General features: G+C 38.2%; 22 protein-coding genes. 14 read left to right on the top strand and 8 right to left on the bottom strand.

Annotated elements, in window-relative coordinates:
• Nucleotides 1–76 precede the first annotated feature (76 nt).
• Nucleotides 77–508 carry a ribonuclease E inhibitor RraB gene (rraB, locus tag NBG71_RS16370; RefSeq protein ID WP_099660265.1) on the bottom strand — a complete coding sequence of 144 codons (432 nt, stop codon included), beginning with the start codon at nt 506–508 and terminating at the stop codon, nt 77–79.
• 184 nt (nt 509–692) lie between these two features.
• Between rraB and argF the strand changes: the two genes are divergently transcribed.
• From argF to NBG71_RS16415, 9 genes are all read left to right on the top strand, one after another.
• Entirely contained in the window at nt 693–1,697 is a 1,005-nt protein-coding gene (gene argF / locus NBG71_RS16375) for an ornithine carbamoyltransferase (RefSeq protein WP_109419178.1), read from the top strand.
• Between the two features lie 178 nt (nt 1,698–1,875).
• Nucleotides 1,876–2,046 (top strand): hypothetical protein, encoded by a 171-nt coding sequence (locus tag NBG71_RS16380; RefSeq protein ID WP_164530178.1) that lies wholly within the window; start codon nt 1,876–1,878, stop codon nt 2,044–2,046.
• Nucleotides 2,046–2,981: an aspartate carbamoyltransferase gene (gene pyrB / locus NBG71_RS16385; RefSeq protein ID WP_075673603.1), complete on the top strand. Its 936-nt coding sequence runs from the start codon at nt 2,046–2,048 to the stop codon at nt 2,979–2,981. The genes NBG71_RS16380 and pyrB overlap by 1 nt, the downstream gene beginning before the upstream one ends.
• Before the next feature lie 13 nt (nt 2,982–2,994).
• Nucleotides 2,995–3,453 carry an aspartate carbamoyltransferase regulatory subunit gene (gene pyrI, locus NBG71_RS16390; RefSeq protein ID WP_006535648.1) on the top strand — a complete coding sequence of 153 codons (459 nt, stop codon included), beginning with the start codon at nt 2,995–2,997 and terminating at the stop codon, nt 3,451–3,453.
• A gap of 321 nt (nt 3,454–3,774) precedes the next feature.
• Complete coding sequence (locus NBG71_RS16395; RefSeq protein ID WP_006535650.1) at nt 3,775–4,161, top strand: RidA family protein; 387 nt, start codon at nt 3,775–3,777, stop codon at nt 4,159–4,161.
• Between the two features lie 344 nt (nt 4,162–4,505).
• A complete protein-coding gene (gene nrdD, locus NBG71_RS16400; RefSeq protein WP_250917025.1) occupies nt 4,506–6,644 on the top strand; it encodes an anaerobic ribonucleoside-triphosphate reductase in 2,139 nt (712 codons plus the stop codon).
• A gap of 4 nt (nt 6,645–6,648) precedes the next feature.
• On the top strand, nt 6,649–7,113 hold the full coding sequence (nrdG, locus tag NBG71_RS16405) for an anaerobic ribonucleoside-triphosphate reductase-activating protein (protein ID WP_075673605.1): 465 nt from the start codon (nt 6,649–6,651) through the stop codon (nt 7,111–7,113).
• A 26-nt stretch (nt 7,114–7,139) separates the two neighbouring features.
• Nucleotides 7,140–7,349 (top strand): hypothetical protein, encoded by a 210-nt coding sequence (locus NBG71_RS16410; protein ID WP_075673606.1) that lies wholly within the window; start codon nt 7,140–7,142, stop codon nt 7,347–7,349.
• A 161-nt stretch (nt 7,350–7,510) separates the two neighbouring features.
• Nucleotides 7,511–7,873, top strand: coding sequence for a hypothetical protein (locus NBG71_RS16415; protein WP_098944020.1), 363 nt, complete (start codon nt 7,511–7,513; stop codon nt 7,871–7,873).
• 23 nt (nt 7,874–7,896) lie between these two features.
• Here the strand turns inward: NBG71_RS16415 and NBG71_RS16420 are convergent, their stop codons facing one another.
• Entirely contained in the window at nt 7,897–8,337 is a 441-nt protein-coding gene (locus NBG71_RS16420; RefSeq protein ID WP_075673607.1) for a YhbP family protein, read from the bottom strand.
• A 114-nt stretch (nt 8,338–8,451) separates the two neighbouring features.
• On the bottom strand, nt 8,452–8,703 hold the full coding sequence (locus NBG71_RS16425) for a YdgH/BhsA/McbA-like domain containing protein (protein ID WP_075673608.1): 252 nt from the start codon (nt 8,701–8,703) through the stop codon (nt 8,452–8,454).
• A gap of 287 nt (nt 8,704–8,990) precedes the next feature.
• Here NBG71_RS16425 and NBG71_RS16430 point away from each other — a divergent pair, with 287 nt between their 5' ends.
• The gene (locus tag NBG71_RS16430; protein ID WP_098941343.1) at nt 8,991–9,281 is read left to right on the top strand and encodes a GIY-YIG nuclease family protein; all 291 of its coding nucleotides are present in this window, start codon (nt 8,991–8,993) and stop codon (nt 9,279–9,281) included.
• A gap of 2 nt (nt 9,282–9,283) precedes the next feature.
• Here the strand turns inward: NBG71_RS16430 and NBG71_RS16435 are convergent, their stop codons facing one another.
• On the bottom strand, nt 9,284–9,790 hold the full coding sequence (locus NBG71_RS16435) for a GNAT family N-acetyltransferase (RefSeq protein WP_075673610.1): 507 nt from the start codon (nt 9,788–9,790) through the stop codon (nt 9,284–9,286).
• The gene (gene ubiT, locus NBG71_RS16440) at nt 9,784–10,317 is read right to left on the bottom strand and encodes a ubiquinone anaerobic biosynthesis accessory factor UbiT (protein ID WP_006535669.1); all 534 of its coding nucleotides are present in this window, start codon (nt 10,315–10,317) and stop codon (nt 9,784–9,786) included. Before ubiT ends, NBG71_RS16435 begins: the two co-directional genes overlap by 7 nt.
• A 216-nt stretch (nt 10,318–10,533) precedes the next feature.
• On the opposite strand from ubiT, the gene ubiU reads away from it, so the two are divergent.
• Nucleotides 10,534–11,529, top strand: coding sequence for a ubiquinone anaerobic biosynthesis protein UbiU (gene ubiU / locus NBG71_RS16445; protein ID WP_099660267.1), 996 nt, complete (start codon nt 10,534–10,536; stop codon nt 11,527–11,529).
• A 13-nt stretch (nt 11,530–11,542) separates the two neighbouring features.
• Complete coding sequence (locus tag NBG71_RS16450) at nt 11,543–12,421, top strand: U32 family peptidase (protein WP_075673612.1); 879 nt, start codon at nt 11,543–11,545, stop codon at nt 12,419–12,421.
• A gap of 52 nt (nt 12,422–12,473) precedes the next feature.
• Here NBG71_RS16450 and NBG71_RS16455 read toward each other — a convergent pair whose 3' ends face one another.
• From NBG71_RS16455 to NBG71_RS16465, 3 genes are read right to left on the bottom strand one after another with little or no spacing between them, the layout of a single operon-like run.
• Complete coding sequence (locus NBG71_RS16455; RefSeq protein WP_156734402.1) at nt 12,474–13,637, bottom strand: ABC transporter permease; 1,164 nt, start codon at nt 13,635–13,637, stop codon at nt 12,474–12,476.
• A complete protein-coding gene (locus NBG71_RS16460) occupies nt 13,637–14,782 on the bottom strand; it encodes an ABC transporter permease (protein ID WP_075673614.1) in 1,146 nt (381 codons plus the stop codon). The genes NBG71_RS16455 and NBG71_RS16460 overlap by 1 nt, the downstream gene beginning before the upstream one ends.
• Before the next feature lie 9 nt (nt 14,783–14,791).
• A complete protein-coding gene (locus NBG71_RS16465; RefSeq protein ID WP_075673615.1) occupies nt 14,792–15,763 on the bottom strand; it encodes an HlyD family secretion protein in 972 nt (323 codons plus the stop codon).
• Nucleotides 15,764–15,997: 234 nt separating this feature from the next.
• Here NBG71_RS16465 and NBG71_RS16470 point away from each other — a divergent pair, with 234 nt between their 5' ends.
• Nucleotides 15,998–17,701, top strand: a complete 1,704-nt coding sequence (locus tag NBG71_RS16470) for a sensor histidine kinase (protein WP_075673616.1) — start codon at nt 15,998–16,000, stop codon at nt 17,699–17,701.
• 2 nt (nt 17,702–17,703) lie between these two features.
• Entirely contained in the window at nt 17,704–18,420 is a 717-nt protein-coding gene (gene btsR, locus NBG71_RS16475) for a two-component system response regulator BtsR (protein WP_023583566.1), read from the top strand.
• The last annotated feature ends 161 nt before the right edge of the window (nt 18,421–18,581 follow it).

The following is an 18,581-nucleotide window of genomic DNA, read 5'->3' on the forward strand; positions in this document are numbered from 1 at the left end:
CACAAAGCAACAATTTTGTGGCTGGTGCTATATTGCACTGATAAATCAGGTACAAAAGGACAACATTTAGCAAAAATTAATGTAAACGTGATGACTTATCAGACTCTTCTTCGTCGTCTTCGCCTTCACCGTCTTCATCATCATACTCAGCGTCAGGATCTTCAAAATAAGTACCCCAACCATCGTAATAGACACCCATTTTTTCAGCTAAATTCATTAGTTGCTCAACTTGAGCATCAATAAGTTCAGCATTTAAACCACTTTCGCTTACTGCATCAAAGCAAACTAAAATCTCACCTGATTCGACTTCAATTTCCTCAGGCTCTGTCACTTCGTAACCTAATTTAAAAACTTCAACGGCTGCTTTTTCTAGTGTTTCAAAATTTTCACAAGAAATATGGTGCTCAATGGCATACAGTGCATCTGGATCACTGCCATCTTCCAGTAATTCTTCAATAATAAGACGTGTTTCTTCACGTTGTTCTGCTAACTCTTTGCTGTCCGCCATAATCATGCTCCGCAATAGTCTGAAAAGGTATCTTGCTCATTCTCCCACAGGCAGGATCAACACTCCATACTTAATATGATGCCCTTATCGCATACTGTTTAAATTAAAAGTTTTCCTTTAGGGGTTGATGATGAATATTTATTGATATAAATTGAATATAAATTCAATAACAGGATATCACCCTATGAACCCTTTTTATCAAAAATCATTCTTACGTTTACTTGATTTTTCACCTGCAGAAATTCAACAACTGCTTACATTGTCAGCTCAATTGAAAACAGCCAAAAAATCAGGTCAAGAAACTCAATATCTTACAGGAAAAAATATCGCACTGATTTTTGAAAAAGACTCAACACGTACCCGTTGCGCGTTTGAAGTCGCTGCATTTGATCAAGGCGCAAGAGTGACTTATTTAGGGGGTGGAAGCCAAATTGGACATAAAGAATCGATAAAAGATACCGCGCGTGTATTAGGCCGTATGTATGATGGTATTCAGTATCGGGGTTACGGGCAAAAAACAGTGGATGCACTTGCACAATATTCAGGTGTACCTGTTTGGAATGGTTTAACCAATGAATTTCACCCAACACAGCTGTTAGCCGACTTACTGACTATCACAGAACATCAAACTAAACCGTTATCAGAAACAGTATTTGCTTACCTTGGTGATGCTCGTAACAACATGGGTAATACCATGCTGGAAGCATCCGCATTAACAGGTATGGATTTACGTTTAGTTGCACCTAAAGCATGTTGGCCTGAAGCAAGTTTAGTTGCTCAATGCCAAGAGATTGCCAAGAAAAATGGCGGAAATATCACGCTAACTGAAAATGTAGCGGAAGGCGTTAAAAATGCTGATTTTCTTTACACTGATGTGTGGGTTTCTATGGGCGAACCCAAAGAGGTTTGGAAAGAGCGTATCGCTTTACTTAAGCCTTATCAGGTCAATATGGATGTTATAAAATTAACCGGAAATCCAGACGTCAAATTCCTTCACTGTTTACCCGCTTTTCATGACGAAGAAACAACAATGGGTAAAGCATTAGCTGAAGAATTTAATCTCTATGGTGGCTTTGAAGTTACTGATGAGGTTTTTGAATCAAAACACAGCATTGTGTTTGATGAAGCAGAGAATCGTCTTCACACCATAAAAGCGGTGATGGTCGCGACCCTTGCAAATCCTTTCTAAAATACATAATCATGCAAAACACCTATTTTTTATTTATAAAAAAATAGGTGTTTTCTTCGTTTTATCTCAAGCTTATTGATTTTTAAATTAAAAAAAATTTTTTAATAAAAAATAAAAGCAAACGCTTGCGTGTAACTCTAAGATGCGTATAATGCGCCACAATTTGTCAGGAGGAAAGATGAAACAGCGCCTATTCCAATTCGTAACAAAAACAAGCACCTTAACTGGTCGCAAGCGCATTCTCTTTTTTCCAGTAGCCCAATTTTTTAAAACCCCTCTTATTGAGGGGTTTTTTTTGGCCTATAAAAAACCATCTATCGCACAATTCATCGCTAAAGGAGAACTCTAATGACTAATCCGCTCTACCAAAAGCATATTATCTCCATCAATGATCTGGACAGGGAAGATTTGGAGTCTGTTCTTCACGTTGCTAATAAACTCAAACAGCAACCTAATAACGAATTGTTGAAAGACAAAGTGATTGCGAGCTGTTTTTTTGAAGCATCAACACGTACTCGCTTATCATTTGAGACAGCTATTCACCGCCTAGGTGCATCAGTTGTCGGTTTTTCTGATGGAAGCAACACTTCACTGGGTAAAAAAGGTGAAACATTAGCGGATACCATTTCGGTTCTTCGTACTTATGCTGATGCCATTGTTATTCGCCATCCTCAAGAAGGTGCAGCGCGTTTAGCCTCTGAGTTTGCTGGCGATATTCCAGTACTCAATGCAGGTGATGGTGCAAATCAGCATCCAACTCAGACTTTACTGGACTTGTTTACCATCCAAGAGACGCAAGGCCGTTTAGATAATCTCAATATCGCGATGGTCGGTGACTTAAAATATGGCAGAACAGTGCATTCACTGGCACAAGCATTGGCGAAATTTAAAGGTAATCATCTCTATTTTATTGCCCCTAAAGTGCTCGCCATGCCAGAGCATATTCTTCACTTGCTGGAAGAAAATGGTGTTGAATACAGCCAGCATGAAACAGTAGATGAAGTGATGCCAGAGCTAGATATTCTGTATATGACTCGCGTACAAAAAGAGCGTTTAGACCCATCTGAATACGCAAATGTTAAAGCTCAATTTGTTTTAACTAGCGCTGATTTAGTAAATGTGAAAGATAACCTCAAAATCCTACATCCATTGCCACGTATCGATGAAATCACGACAGATGTAGATAAAACACCTTACGCTTACTATTTCCAACAAGCAGGCAACGGTATCTACGCACGTCAGGCATTACTTGCCTTAGTCCTGAATAAAAACTTAGTTCTTTAATAAGGAGCACACCATGACACATGATCACAAACTAAAAGTTGAAGCTATCAAACGTGGGACTGTTATTGATCATATTCCAGCGCAGGTGGGCTTTAAAATTCTTTCACTGTTCCGCCTAACAGAAACTGATGAAAGAATAACCGTAGGTTTTAATTTACCTTCAGAAAATTTAGGTAAAAAAGACTTAATTAAAATCGAAAATGTCTTTTTAACCTCTGAGCAAGCAAACCGTTTAGCGATGTATGCGCCTCAAGCAACTGTAAATATCATCGATGATTATCAAGTCGTTAATAAGATGGCATTAAGCTTGCCGGAATTGCTTGAAGATGTGGTGCCTTGTCCTAATAGCAACTGTATTAGCCATAATGAGCCAGTACAAAGTAGTTTCCGTGTCAAAAAACTGGCCTCAGATGTTGTATTAACCTGCAAGTACTGTGAAAAAGAGTTCGAACGCCACGCAGTTATTCGTTAATTCTTTTAACTATCTGCTCGCAAGGGCAGATAGTTTTTTAATAAGAATAGAATAATTTCCTCTCAATACACATAATATCCTCTCTCTATACAAGATAAAAACCCATCATCTTTTTTATAAAAAATTTGCTATAAATTAGTCATTTTCATGGATTAAAAACCATCAAAAAATAGAAAAGAACGCTACGATTATTTTCTTTTTATACTTACAGACTTTATGATAAAGCCTGATATCTGTCATATTGCTAACCTACAGCACTGGCTATAATAGCGCCGTGCTAATCAAGCGTTAGCCTTAATCTTATAAAAACAGGAGTTCTACATGTCTTACGAAATTAATACCGATAAAGCCCCTGCAGCAATTGGCCCTTATGTACAAGGCGTTGATTTAGGTAATTTAGTGATCACTTCAGGTCAATTACCTGTTGATCCTGCAACGGGTGAATTTGTTTCTGATAATGCAGCAGAACAAGCTCGTCAATCTTTAGAAAACGTAAAAGCAATCATTGAAAAAGCGGGTTTAACTGTTGCTAATATCATCAAAACCACTGTTTTCGTAAAAGATTTAAATGATTTCGGTACGATCAATGCTGCTTATGAAGCATTCTTCAAAGAGCATAACGCTGCATTCCCTGCTCGCTCTTGTGTTGAAGTTGCACGTTTACCAAAAGATGCAAAAGTAGAAATCGAAGTTATCGCTATCCGTTAATTTCGTCTCAATAGCAAGCCATAAAAAAGCAAAGGTCTCTTTATGAGCACTTTGCTTTTTTTATGTTCTCACTTTTCGATGAATAATTTATCACTTCTGTTTTTGGCACATATTTACAATTCTACCAATCCCTCTTGAGGCCTGATGTAGCAAAAATACCTTGATGTAGATCAGTTTTAATGAAGATTATTTTCCTTTCAATTACTATATATTGTGCTTTAATACATATCGACCTACAACATATAGTAATTATACACATCTTATCCACAATAAGCCTGAATGCTGTGCCATCACCTGTTTTTATGGGATTTGAGCCTGTGGATAAATAGTTAAGGAGCAAGATTGTGAAAACCATAGTGATAAAACGAGACGGATGTAAAGTCTCTTTTGACCAAACCCGCATCAGTGATGCTATCAAAAGAGCGGCCGTAGCTTGTGAGATCACTGATGATGATTATTGCGTATCCGTCGCTGAATCTGTTTCACAGTCTCTCGCAGGACGTTCGAATGTCGATATCCGTGAGATCCAAGACGCCGTAGAAAATCAGCTGATGGCTGGTGAACATAAAGATGTCGCCAGAGCCTATATTGAATACCGTCATGACCGAGATGTTGCTCGTGAGCAACGTGGAAGACTAACTCAGGAAATTCGAGGTCTTATCGAACAAAGTGATGTCTCTATTCTTCATGAAAATGCGAATAAAGACAGTAAGGTTATCCCTACCCAGCGTGATTTACTTGCGGGTATTGTGGCTAAACATTACGCAAAATTGCATATCCTGCCAAGAGATGTGGTACTCGCTCATGAGCGTGGTGAAATTCATTATCATGATCTCGATTATTCACCGTTTTTCCCTATGTTTAACTGTATGCTAATTGACCTTAAAGGCATGTTAAACAATGGATTTAAAATGGGAAATGCGGAAATAGAACCCCCTAAATCTATTTCAACAGCAACAGCAGTAACTGCACAAATTATCGCACAAGTGGCAAGTCATATTTATGGCGGTACAACGATAAATCGTATCGATGAAGTATTAGCGCCGTTTGTAAAATCAAGTTATGACAAACACTATAAAGTAGCGCAAGAGTGGCAAATTGCTGATAAAGAAGCCTATGCAAATGCGCGCACTGAAAAAGAGTGTTATGACGCATTCCAATCTTTAGAGTATGAAGTTAATACACTGCATACAGCTAATGGGCAAACACCATTTGTCACTTTTGGTTTTGGCCTTGGTACGTCAAAAGAAGCGCGTTTAATTCAACGATCTATTCTTGAAAATCGTATGGCTGGTTTAGGCAAAAACCGTAAAACAGCTGTTTTCCCTAAACTCGTTTTTGCCATTAAAGATGGTTTAAACCATAAATTTGGTGATCCTAACTACGATATCAAACAACTTGCACTTGAATGTGCAAGTAAACGCATGTATCCCGATATCTTAAATTACGATCAAGTCGTTAAAGTAACAGGTTCATTTAAAACGCCAATGGGTTGTCGTAGCTTCTTAGGTGTTTACGAGGAAAATGGTGAGATGATCCATGAAGGTCGTAATAACCTCGGTGTTATCAGCCTGAACTTGCCACGTATTGCTATTGAAGCTCAAGGTGATGAAGCGACATTCTGGTCGCTACTTGATGATCGTCTCAAGTTAGCGAAAAAAGCACTGATGACTCGTATTGCTCGTTTAGAAAACGTCAAGGCGCGTGTTGCCCCAATCCTTTATATGGAAGGTGCTTGTGGTGTTCGCTTAAAAGCAGATGATAATGTAGCTGAAATCTTTAAACATGGCAGAGCATCAATCTCATTAGGTTATATCGGTGTTCATGAAACCATTAATGCACTGTTTGGTACCCAAAAACACGTTTTTGATGATGAGACCTTAAGGGAAAAAGCTGTCGCAATTATTAATCGTCTGCGTGAAGCAACAGATCAGTGGAAAGCAGAAACTGGCTATGGTTTTAGCCTTTACAGCACACCAAGTGAAAACTTATGTGATCGTTTCTGTCGCTTAGATGCAGCTGAATTCGGTATTTTACCGGGTGTAACGGATAAAGGTTATTACACCAATAGCTTCCACTTAGATGTTGAGAAGAAAGTAAATCCATACGACAAACTGGATTTTGAAGCGCCTTATCCTCCATTAGCCAATGGCGGTTTCATTTGTTACGGCGAATATCCAAACTTACAGCATAACCTTAAAGCGTTAGAGGATGTGTGGGATTACAGCTATACCCGTGTTCCTTACTACGGCACAAACACACCTATTGATGAATGTTATGACTGTGGTTATACCGGTGAATTCTCTTGTACTAGCAAAGGCTTTACTTGCCCACGTTGTGGTAATCACAATCCAGCGAGAGTTTCCGTTATTCGCCGTGTATGTGGATATTTAGGTAGCCCAGATTCACGTCCATTTAATGCGGGTAAACAAGAAGAAGTTAAACGTCGTGTAAAACATCTGGCAAATGGTCAGTTAGGTTAAGAATGTGAATTACCATCAATATTACCCTGTTGATGTGGTAAATGGCCCCGGTACTCGTTGCACCCTGTTTGTTGCAGGGTGCATACACCAATGCCGAGGATGCTATAACAAATCAACCTGGTCCTTAACTTCAGGTAAGCCGTTTACACAAGAAGTGGAAGATCAGATCATTGCTGATCTCCAAGACGACCGTATTAAACGACAAGGATTATCACTTTCAGGTGGCGATCCGCTACACCCTCAAAATCTTTCTGCTATATTAAAATTGGTAAAACGCGTTAAAACGGAATGCCCTGAGAAAGATATTTGGGTTTGGACTGGCTACTTACTGGCTGACTTAACCCCAGAGCAGCAAGAAGTCGTTAACTTTATTAACGTACTGATTGATGGGAAGTTCGTACAAGAACTTTATGATCCCGCATTACTGTGGCGTGGTAGTAGTAATCAGGTGATCCATAAATTGAAGTAATACACATTGAATTAACTGGAGGATGTATGCCTTTAAGTGATAATAAATATGTAAGCTTTTCTGAAGATCATGAACTAAACTACCATTTAAAAAAATGGGGTAAAAAGCAATCTAAAGCAAATCGAGAACAACTCGTGAAGCTAGGTGCCGAATTAAAAAAGAAACTCGGTGCTAAACATCTCCAACATACTGAAATAGATGCTGAGATAGAAAAAAATCTTTCATCATTTGAATAATACCTAAAAGCCCATTTTTATAATGGGCTTTTTTCTTTCATCATTCTTATTTAATCACCTCCGTTATCAAATGCGAATCATTTTCAAAAAAGATAGTCAAAGTGATTAGTTTTGTTTTATTATTAACGCTCTTAACTATTCTTTTTATGATGATATTTGATATGAAATTCGCACTTTTCCCTTTATTTTCAATAATCTTACTTTCTGGTTGTAGCAGTACTTGGGAACCTAAAGGTGCATCAGATTACACATTACAAGAAGCGAAAATGCTTTGTGAACTTGATGCGAATACTCGCTATCCTATTCGCAAAGAAGTGCTACAACGTACTGTTTATCGTGATGTACAAAAAACGTGTCGTAAAGATGATAAAGACCACTGCGGTGATAAAAAAACCTACACTGAACGTGTACCAATGACTGAAAGCTATGTTGAAGACATTAACCAAGAAGACAGAAAAACCTTCTACACCTCTTGTATGTCTTTAAAAGGATGGGAACAAAAAAATCATTATTTTTGGGAATAGTTAAAAGTTAAGAAAAAATAAGTTTAATCACGTTGCCAATAGAGCTTAGTACCAAAACCTAATTGATTATTCACCATCTTAACTTCTTGCAATTGTAGCTCCCATAAAGGCACATGGATGGCGGCTAATGCGACAGGAAAACGTAAACAATAATGTTTTCTTGCGTTGATGTCGTCCTTACCAGTCAGTAAAGAAACAGACCCCGTGAATTGAATACCCTGTAAATCTGATACAGCAATTTCTTGTGTACTGATACTTCCGGCAACTAATAAATTTTCCTGCATCATTTGAGCATGACGTGTTTTCTTTTCAGAAAGAAAAATAAGCTTCATCTGACTTTCATCAAACCAATAAAAACAATTAGCACACCAAACATCACCCAATGAACTTGTTGTACATAAGGTAAATACATGGTTGCCACGTATATATTGTTTAATTATTTTGATCGAATCTAGAGAAAACATAATATACCTGTATAGATACAAAAAGAGACGCTGTTTAGTTGATAATTATATCACCAAAACGAGCGTCTTACCGCGTGTCTCTTATTACAGGTTATTTATCGGGAATAGTTAAAATTAACGATAAATTTCAGCATTTACAGTGAGGTAATCATCACCTGTAGCGCCAACAACTTTAAAGCCTTTTGCACCTTCATCTTTTGCAATTTGGGCAATCTTAGTTGTTAAACCATCTAAAGTATCGCTACCAGTGATTGTGATATACTCACCATTCACCGAAGGACTTTTTGATACGCTATCAGATGCGATTGAACCGAATGAAATAGCACTTAAAGCTAATGTAGCAGCGATTAATGTAGATTTTTTCATAATAAACTCCAAATAAATTCTAATTTTGCTAGGTATCGCGGAGTGTCTCTCTGTGATGTGGATCATATTATGCGCTTTAGTTTAACTTTAAAATTAGCAATAATTGCTGTTCATTTTCAAAAAAATTGAATTTTATTTTTTAAATGATAGAAATTACTGTCACAAATATTTCACAACATATTGATATATCTAATAGATTTTATTTTTGTAAAACGATAAATTACTCACTTGAAAAATTAAGAAATATTATTTATCAAAAGAGAAAATAGCACGAAAAGGAAAAAATGATGACGGAGACAATGTGGTCACTCTATATTGTTAGAAATCGTCTCGGTTCTCTTTATACTGGGATCACGACAAATGTTGAGAGACGTTTTCAACAACATCAGAATGGAACGGGTGCTAAAGCACTAAAAGGTAAAGGCCCTTTATTACTGGAATTTTATTGTCAGGTAGGGAATAGGCAACGAGCTTCTCAACTTGAATACCAATTAAAGCAGCTAAAAAAGACACAAAAAGAAAAGCTGATCATTGACCAGCCTTCAGACATTGCACTGTATTTAATACAGGATAAATAAATTTAGCTAAATTGGTCAAACAATGGTGAATAGTTAACTAAGCCATGGATGTCATCAACATTGCCATTTTCTAACGCATAAAGCTGAAAAGCCTCTTCTGTATCAGGCCATTTGCAATGTAAGCCCTGTGACTTAGCTGGGATAAAACCGGATTTTTGATAATACTCAGGCTCCCCCAACACAACAACTGCACCGTAACCAAATTCATTTAGGCTATCTAGCCCTTCATTAATCAGTTGACGTCCAATACCTTGGTTTTGGAAATCAGGTGCAACAGCAAGTGGTGCAAGTCCTACCCACTGGCAATCTTTTCCGTCAATATCAACAGGTGTAAAACCGATATAGCCAATCAATTGGCCTTCATCGCTAATTGCTACCATGCCTAATGTTAATAACCCTTCTTCACGTAAATGTCCGACTAAATCAGCTTCACTACCTGTCGGAAACGCTTGGCGTAAAAGGTTATCAATTGCAGGAATATCAACGGGAATTTCAACACGTATTAGCATGAAGTTGAGCTCAGTTCATGGCTGTGCAGAGTGTCTTCTTTTTCTTCTTGAAGCCCACTTTTTACAAACTCAGCCAGTTGTAATAAACCAAAACGCAACACAGATGGCATTGAGTCTAATTCAATTGCATCCATCAGGTTCTTAACATATAACCCGAGTTCTGTATCACCCTCAATTTGTAGACGACGTTGGAAAAATAAGGTGTCAGGATCTTCTTTGCGAGCAGCAATTAAAATAAGATCATTAGCATTTCCACTAAAGCTGACATCTTCTTTTTCTAAGCGACTAACCACTAATTTATCATCACGAACACTGATAAACCACTGTAAATGTAAGTCTCTTATCTCAACTTTTAGCCATTTATCTTCTAAAAAGTGTAAATCACCTTCAGCTAACGACTCACGAAACTGCCAACTTAAAAACTGTTCTAAGATGTCGCGCTGCAGAGCAAATGGGGTAACTTGTAAAGGGTAACGTAAAAAACGAGGCCCTTCTTTAACCAAATGGGTACGAATTTTGTTAAACACGTTCGGACTCCTATAAATAAAATTACGGGCTATTGTGCCAGATATAGACAGATATTCTGCGATCCTATATCAATATTCGGTTAATCCGTTGTTCACATTTTGAGTTCTTTGATTTTACTTAAGCAAAAAACAGAGTTCTCTGCCCTAAATCAAAACCTTTTTTTATCTTGCTCATTACAATTTCTGATCATTCTTAATTTCTAAAGGGAAGTGAAGATGGAATTGCTGTGCCCAGCGGGTAATTTACCAGCCTTAAAAGCGGCCATAGATAATGGTGCGGATGCCGTTTATATCGGTTTAAAAGATGATACTAATGCAAGACATTTTGCGGGTTTGAATTTCACAGAAAAGAAGTTACAAGAAGCGGTTAATTATGTTCACCGCCACCAGCGAAAATTGCATATTGCAATAAACACTTTTGCTCACCCTGATGGATTTGAACGCTGGCAAAAAGCGGTTGATATGGCAGCATCTTTAGGTGCTGATGCGCTTATTTTGGCGGATATCGCCATGTTAGAGTACGCCGCAGAGCGTTATCCTCATATTGAGCGCCATGTTTCAGTGCAAGCTTCTGCAACCAATACACAAGCGATTGAATTTTATCAACGTAACTTTGATGTGGCTCGTATTGTTCTTCCTCGAGTTTTATCTATTCATCAAGTAAAACAATTAGCACAAACTAGTCCAGTACCTTTAGAAGTTTTTGCTTTTGGTAGTTTATGTATTATGGCTGAAGGTCGATGCTATCTCTCTTCTTATTTAACTGGTGAATCCCCTAATACCGTGGGTGCTTGCTCCCCTGCCCGTTTTGTACGTTGGCAACAGACACCGCAAGGCATGGAGTCTCGCCTTAATGACGTACTTATCGACCGCTATTCACCTAATGAGAATGCAGGTTATCCAACATTGTGCAAAGGACGCTATTTTGTTGATGATCACTGTTATCACGCATTAGAAGAGCCTACGAGCCTCAATACTCTTTCATTATTACCAGAGTTAATGGCGATGAATATCGCATCCGTCAAAATTGAAGGTCGTCAACGTAGTCCTGCTTATGTTACTGAAGTTGCAAGGGTTTGGCGTGCAGCTATCGATCAATGCAAAAAAGATCCTCAAGGCTTTAGTACTAACCCTCATTGGATGAATGCATTAGGAAAAATTTCAGAAGGAACACAAACAACATTGGGTGCTTATCACCGTAAATGGCAATAATAAGGATAAGAAAATGAAATATGCATTAGGCTCTGTACTTTATTATTGGCAAAAAGAAGCACTTGAAGCCTTCTATGAAAAAGCAAAACATAGTGATGCTGATATTATTTATCTAGGTGAAACAGTTTGTAGTAAACGCCGAGAAACCAAACCTCAAGATTGGATCAATCTCGCCAAAGAAGTCGCTAAAAGCGGTAAGCAAGTGGTTCTTTCTACCTTGGCGTTATTACAAGCACCCTCTGAATTAAAAGAAATTGCTAAGTTAGTTGATAATGGTGAGTTTTTAGTTGAAGCACATGATTTTGGTGTGATCAATATGCTTTACGAGCGCCATCTTCCTTTTGTGGCCGGCCACGGACTTAACTGCTATAACGCTTATGCACTGCGTTTGTTACATAAACAAGGAATGATGCGTTGGTGTATGCCTGTTGAGCTTTCTCGCGAATGGTTAAGCAACCTTCTAACCCAATGTGAAACATTAGGTATTAGAGATAAGTTTGAGGTTGAAGTTCTGGCTTATGGGCATCTTCCTTTAGCTTATTCAGCGCGCTGTTTTACAGCTCGTTCTGAAAATCGCTCTAAAGATGATTGTGAGACCTGCTGCCAAAAATACCCTCAAGGCCGTGAAGTACTCTCACAAGAAAATCAGCAAGTATTTGTTCTTAATGGTATTCAAACACAAAGTGGCTATTGTTATAACTTGGGTAATGATCAAACATCAATGGCAGGTTTAGTGGATATTATCCGCTTATCTCCTGAATCTGACGCTATTTTTGATACCTTGCAACAATTTCGCCAAAATGAACAAGGCCAACAACCACTGACCACAGTTCATCACCATGACTGTAATGGCTATTGGCGTAAGTTAGCCGGGTTGGAGTTAGTGGAATAAAAATATTTTAGCACATCATAATATGATTAAATAAAAAGCCCGTACGGGCTTTTTATTTTGGCTCACCGCGATGATGTAACCAATGTTTAAATTGGTGCGTAATATGTCTTAACTCACCATTACGTAACATACCCACCAGTACGCCTAACACGGTGTAAATCACGCCTAAAACCAGCATCATCACAATATCGCCCAATATGCTTTGGAATGATAATCCCATTTGATTTATACCTGCCATGGCGTTTACTGCCCATGTAGAAGGTAGTGCGGATGAGATTGCAAATACCCAGTCTGGCATCGCTTGTAATGGCCAAATCGTGCCCGAAATATAGAATACTGGTGTTGTCACAAATGCCAATGTCAGATAAATCATCTCAACACTGCGTAAGCACTCTGTAATTAACTTGCCAAGACCTAATACAGCCAATAGGAATGGGAAAGTGAGCATCCATACTTGGTAAAAGGGAGCTTCTTGGCGATAGCCTAATACCCAAGGCCATAATGCAAAGAATACGGCAGATAAAAATAACCAAATAGGAATAAGTGCAGATAACGCCCCTAAATAAACCGCTAATGGTGGCTTTCCTTTTGGCGTACTTCTCACAGCAATACTGACACGGACACAAGCAATTAAGAGCGAGTGTTGTAATAACATGACTAATAAGCCCGGGAAAATAATTGCAGCAAAACTGACACCAGGGTTATACATCGCTATGGTTTCACCCTGAATAGGCTTTAATAAAATCTTAGATTGTTCAACACTAAAACCCGCATTCTGTAAAATGCGCCCATTATAAGAATCTAATAACTGTTGATAAGCCAACATCAATTCTTGCTGAATTTGCCCACTGGCAAGGCGGTTTGTAGCATCACCAAAGACCGGAACAGTGACATCTTTACCATTCAATAATTTCTTCTCAAAATCAGTTGGGATGATAATGATGGCAAAGAGTTCACGCATAATCATATCGTGACGAGCTTCATCTAAATTATCGTAGTTATTAATACTTAATTTAGGTGTCGAGTTTAATGCCCGAATAAGTGAATAACTTGCAGGGCTATGATCTTGATTAATCACTGCCACAGGTAAATCCCATAGAACTGGTTTGGCATACACCAAACTCATAATACATAGAGAAACGATAAGTAGCATCCACATCGGTTTTTCTAACATACCCAGTAGAACGCGCTTAAAAGTTTGGAAATACATCTGCATCATGCAACACCTACCTGTAATTCCAATCGTTTAAAAATGCGTTTACGAACTAAGAAGGCGATAGCAAAAGGATAAATCAGCAAGAGCGAACAAACATATAAAATACCTTGGAGTGATACTTCTCTTAAAAAGATATCAAACATGGCATTTAAGGCGTGAGTTAATGGCTCTAAATTAGAAATAATCTGTGCAGGTAAGATCATCGAAAGCTCAGGTACAGCCATACCTGAAAATGCCAATGCAATACTCACCAACATACCTATCATACTGTATGCTGTTATTGCACTATTGGTAAATGCAAAGAGCAGTAACCCCACACTTTGAGCTGCAATAATATAGAAGAACCCCACCAACACCATATATAGCGGATTACCGTTCACCTTCGCCCCCGAAAAATGTACTAATGCCGCCAATTCAACAATTAACAAGGTTAAGAAAAACAAGGTATAAGGGCTGAGTTTACCAATAAGGGCAAATGTGAAAGGCTTAATATTCAATAGCATATTACCGCGTGATAACGAATAAATCGTACAAGTCACGACAAATAATTGGAGCATATGAATAGTAGCTGCAAATTGCTGATAATAAATATAGCTACCACTGGCATTAAACAAGCTGTCATAAGAGAGCGTCACTTTTGCCAATGGAGGAACAGGTTTATTCATCTCTTGAGCTAAAACAGTACGGTATTGCGCATTAAGCTCTGCAATTAATCCACTAAAATCCTGTATTGCATAACTCCCTGCTGCATAATACAACCCGTTGTAATACATACGTGTGGTAGGTTGCTTTCCTGCTAATACCTTGCTTTCAAAGTGTCGAGGAATAGTGAGTATCGCATAATCTTTTGCACTACCAAGCCGTTCCATTGCTGTTCGAGGATTACCATCTAACGTATTTAATTGCGCATGAGAGCCTGCATTTAAGTCTCTGATCAGTGTTCTTGATAACGGGCTATTATCGTTATTGATCACCGAAACGGGTAAATTCAGCAGTGTACCTTCAGAAAAGTTAGCACTAATTAACGTGAACAACATCAATGGAAATAGCCAGCTTAGCCAGTGAAAAACGGGGCTACGAACTGCCATATGAGTTTCTCGTGAAAATGCGCTACTAAAGCCACGCCAAGCTGCCTTTACTCTCATTGTTTGTCCTTATTTATCCCAACGCCATAATGCACTCATACCGGGGCGAAGCCCTTCAATTGGCGTCACAGGATACAGTCGGATCTCAAACGTTTTTAAATCGAAATCACCCGTTGCTCTTGTCGCTCTTTTTGTTGCGTAGTCACCCATTGGAGCGATATAGCGAATTTCAGCTTCTACCTCTTTATTTCCTAATGCAGGAACCGTAATAGTAATACGATCACCTTTACGAATATCCGCTAAGATGTCTTCACGAAGGTTATAAACAAAATAAGCATCAGGAATACGAATAAGGGTAGCGAGTGGACTATTGGCATTAAAGAGTTCACCTATCTCCGCAGGAATAGGTCCCACTTCTCCATCTACAGGAGCTTTAACTTGTAGATCGTTTTGTTGGATCTTCAACTCAATAAGTTGTTGTTCTGCCTGTTGCACTGCTGCGGTATATTTATGACGTAATTCAATGCGATCGCCATTTTTGGCTTCATCCAATTCGGCTTGAGCACCTCTGACACGTTGTGATGCAACATCACGGCTACGGCGCGCATTATCCAACTCTGTTGCTGATACATAACCTTGATTAGCTACCGCACTGATACGCTGATAATCTCTTGCCGCATTTGCAGCTTCTACTTTAGCTTGAGATAAAACCGCTTCTAGATTCCGAATGCTCTCTTCTCTTGTGCCATGTAATGACAAATCTAATTGAGCTTGAGCTTGTGCTTTGGCGGCTTCAAGTGCGGCAACTTGCGCATTGAGTTCAGGGCTTTCTAATGTGATCATTAATTGCCCTTTTTTGACATCATCACCTCGCTCTATATGGCGTTCAATAACTCGGCCTTTGGCTTTAGAGGCAACAATCACTTCTGGAGCATCAACTTCTCCTTGCAATAATAAATATTGATTATGCGCGCGGAAAAGTACGGCTAATGCAATTAGTATTAGCATTAATAAAATAAGATAAATGGCTCTTTTTTTCATATAACGATTAGACCTTAATAGTGAAGTAGAACACTCACTGACAGAGTTATATTACACAATAACTCAGAATTTCTTTAAGAATTTTGTGCGCCAGATCACTGACGCAAAGGAATATTTTCTTTGATAGTGCGATTAAGTTATTCTTATATCAAACTTTATCGCCTAATTAATATCCCCGTTTTATCTGAACTTTTTATATTGTTCAGATAGAAAAGAGAACGGTACTCAATACTTATGTATGAATTTGATCTTATTTTGCTGTTATTACAGCAAATGTGCGTTTATTTAATTATTGCTTGGTTTTTAAGCAAAACACCGCTATTTACGCCACTTTTACAGGTCACAATAAAACTTCCCCATAAGTTGATGTGCTATGTCATATTCTCCATTTTCTGCATTATGGGTACCTATTTTGGGCTACATATTAATGATTCTATTGCTAATACGCGAGCTATTGGATCCGTATTAGGCGGATTATTAGGTGGCCCTTATGTCGGTTTTCTTGTTGGCTTTACGGGAGGCTTACACCGTTATTCTCTTGGTGGGATGACCGCATTCAGCTGTATGGTTTCAACTATTGCAGAAGGATTAATTGGCGGATTAGTTCACCGTTATTATGTCAAACGCGGACAAATGCACCGCATATTTAATCCTTGGACTGCTGCATCTGTGACTTTCTTTGCCGAAATCATACAAATGAGCATCATCTTATTATTAGCACGACCATTTAATGAAGCACTTGCCTTAGTTAAAGATATTGCAGCACCAATGATTGTCGCAAACACCATTGGTGCTGCGATGTTTATTCGAATATTACAAGATAGACGCGCTATATTTGAAAAATATACCAGTGCATTCTCAGCACAAGCATTAAAAATCGCTGTCTGTACAGAAGGTATTTTACGTAAAGGGTTTAATCAAGATAATAGTACCCGTGTAGCAAAAGTGATTTATCAGGAATTAAGAGTCAGTGCGGTTGCCATTACAGATAGAGAAAAGCTACTCGCCTTTATTGGCATCGGCGCTGATCACCATTTACCGGGTACACCTATTTCATCGGATCAATCTAAACAAGCCATTAATAATAATGAAGTTGTTTATGCTGATGGTAATGAAACGCCCTATCGTTGCACTCTTTCCCCTCATTGCAAACTAGGTTCAACTTTAGTTATTCCGTTAAGAGGTGAAAATAATCAAGTTATTGGCACAATAAAACTTTATGAGGCTAAAAATCGCCTATTTAGTTCTATTAATCGTACCTTAGGTGAAGGCATAGCAAGTCTATTATCTGCACAAATTCTAGCTGGGCAATATGAGCGAAATAAGCAATCGCTTTTAGAATCAGAAATTAAACTCTTACATGCTCAGGTTAATCCTCACTTTCTTTTTAATGCGCTAAATACATTACAAGCAGTTATTCGCCGTGATAGCGAGCAAGCAAAGCAACTCGTGCAATTTCTCTCTGCTTTCTTTCGTAAAAATTTAAAAAGACCAGAAGCAGTTGTGACATTAAGTGATGAAATCGAACATGTAAACGCCTATCTACAAATCGAGAAAGCGCGTTTTCAGGAACGTTTGCAAATTGATATTCAAATCCCTGAAAACTTAGCAAATGCACGTTTACCCGCTTTCTCGCTTCAGCCAATGGTAGAAAATGCAATTAAACATGGAACATCACAGTTATTAGACACAGGAAAGATTACAATTAGGGCGCATCAAGAGCATCATTTGATCATTGTTGAAATTTGCGATAATGCTGGGCTCTATCGACCTCAATGTCCATCACATGAATTAGGACTGGGAATGAGGCTGGTGGATAAACGATTAAAATTACGCTATGGCGAGCTTTATGGTGTTTTAGTTGAATGCCAACCTGATGAATACACAAAAGTGAAAATTTGCTTACCTCTAGAAAAAAGTACGGATAACGCTACCTAACAATGAATATATTAATTGTTGATGATGAGCCATTAGCTCGTGAAAACTTACGTTGTTTACTTGAAGTAGAAAAAGATATTCATATTGTTGGTGAATGCAGTAATGCGATTGAAGCTATAGGCGAGATACATCGTAAAAAACCTGATGTTGTTTTTCTTGATATCCAAATGCCTCGGATTACAGGGCTTGAAATGGTCACTATGCTTGATCCTGAACATCGCCCTTATATTGTTTTTTTAACCGCGTTTGAAGAGTATGCGATTCAAGCTTTTGAAGAACACGCTTTTGATTATTTACTTAAGCCATTAGAGCAAGAGCGTTTAACAAAAACATTAAACCGCTTACGCCAAGGTAATAAGCAAAATATCGATCTCTTAACACCACCTGAAGAGCGTTTAAAGTGCATTCCATGTACAGGGCATAGCCGTATTTGGTTAATGCCAATTGATGAGGCTGTATTCGCAACATCAAGGCTCAGTGGTGTCTATGTAACAAATAATCAAGGCCAAGAAGGCTTTACAGAATTGACATTACGAACTTTAGAAACACGAACACAATTAGTACGTTGCCATCGTCAATATTTAGTGAACATGGATTATGTTAATGAGATTATTTTTGGTGATAATGGACAAGCTGAACTGATATTACATAATAACAGCCAAATTCCTGTTAGCCGCCGATATCTTAAACCGTTAAAAGAGGCGATTGGTTTAAGTTAATAATAAAATAAATAAGTATTTAGATATTTATAAATATTGGCTTGCATAAGCTTTCCTATTATTAATGGCAATAAGCCGTGATAAATTTTATATCATTAAAATAAGCATAAAAAAACCAGCCAACTTTCGTTGACTGGTTTCAATTCTTTATCATCAACTCA

The sequence above is a fragment of the Proteus sp. FZP2095 genome (genome assembly GCF_023701425.1).
In the GTDB taxonomy this organism is placed as follows: Bacteria; Pseudomonadota; Gammaproteobacteria; order Enterobacterales; family Enterobacteriaceae; genus Proteus; species Proteus cibarius.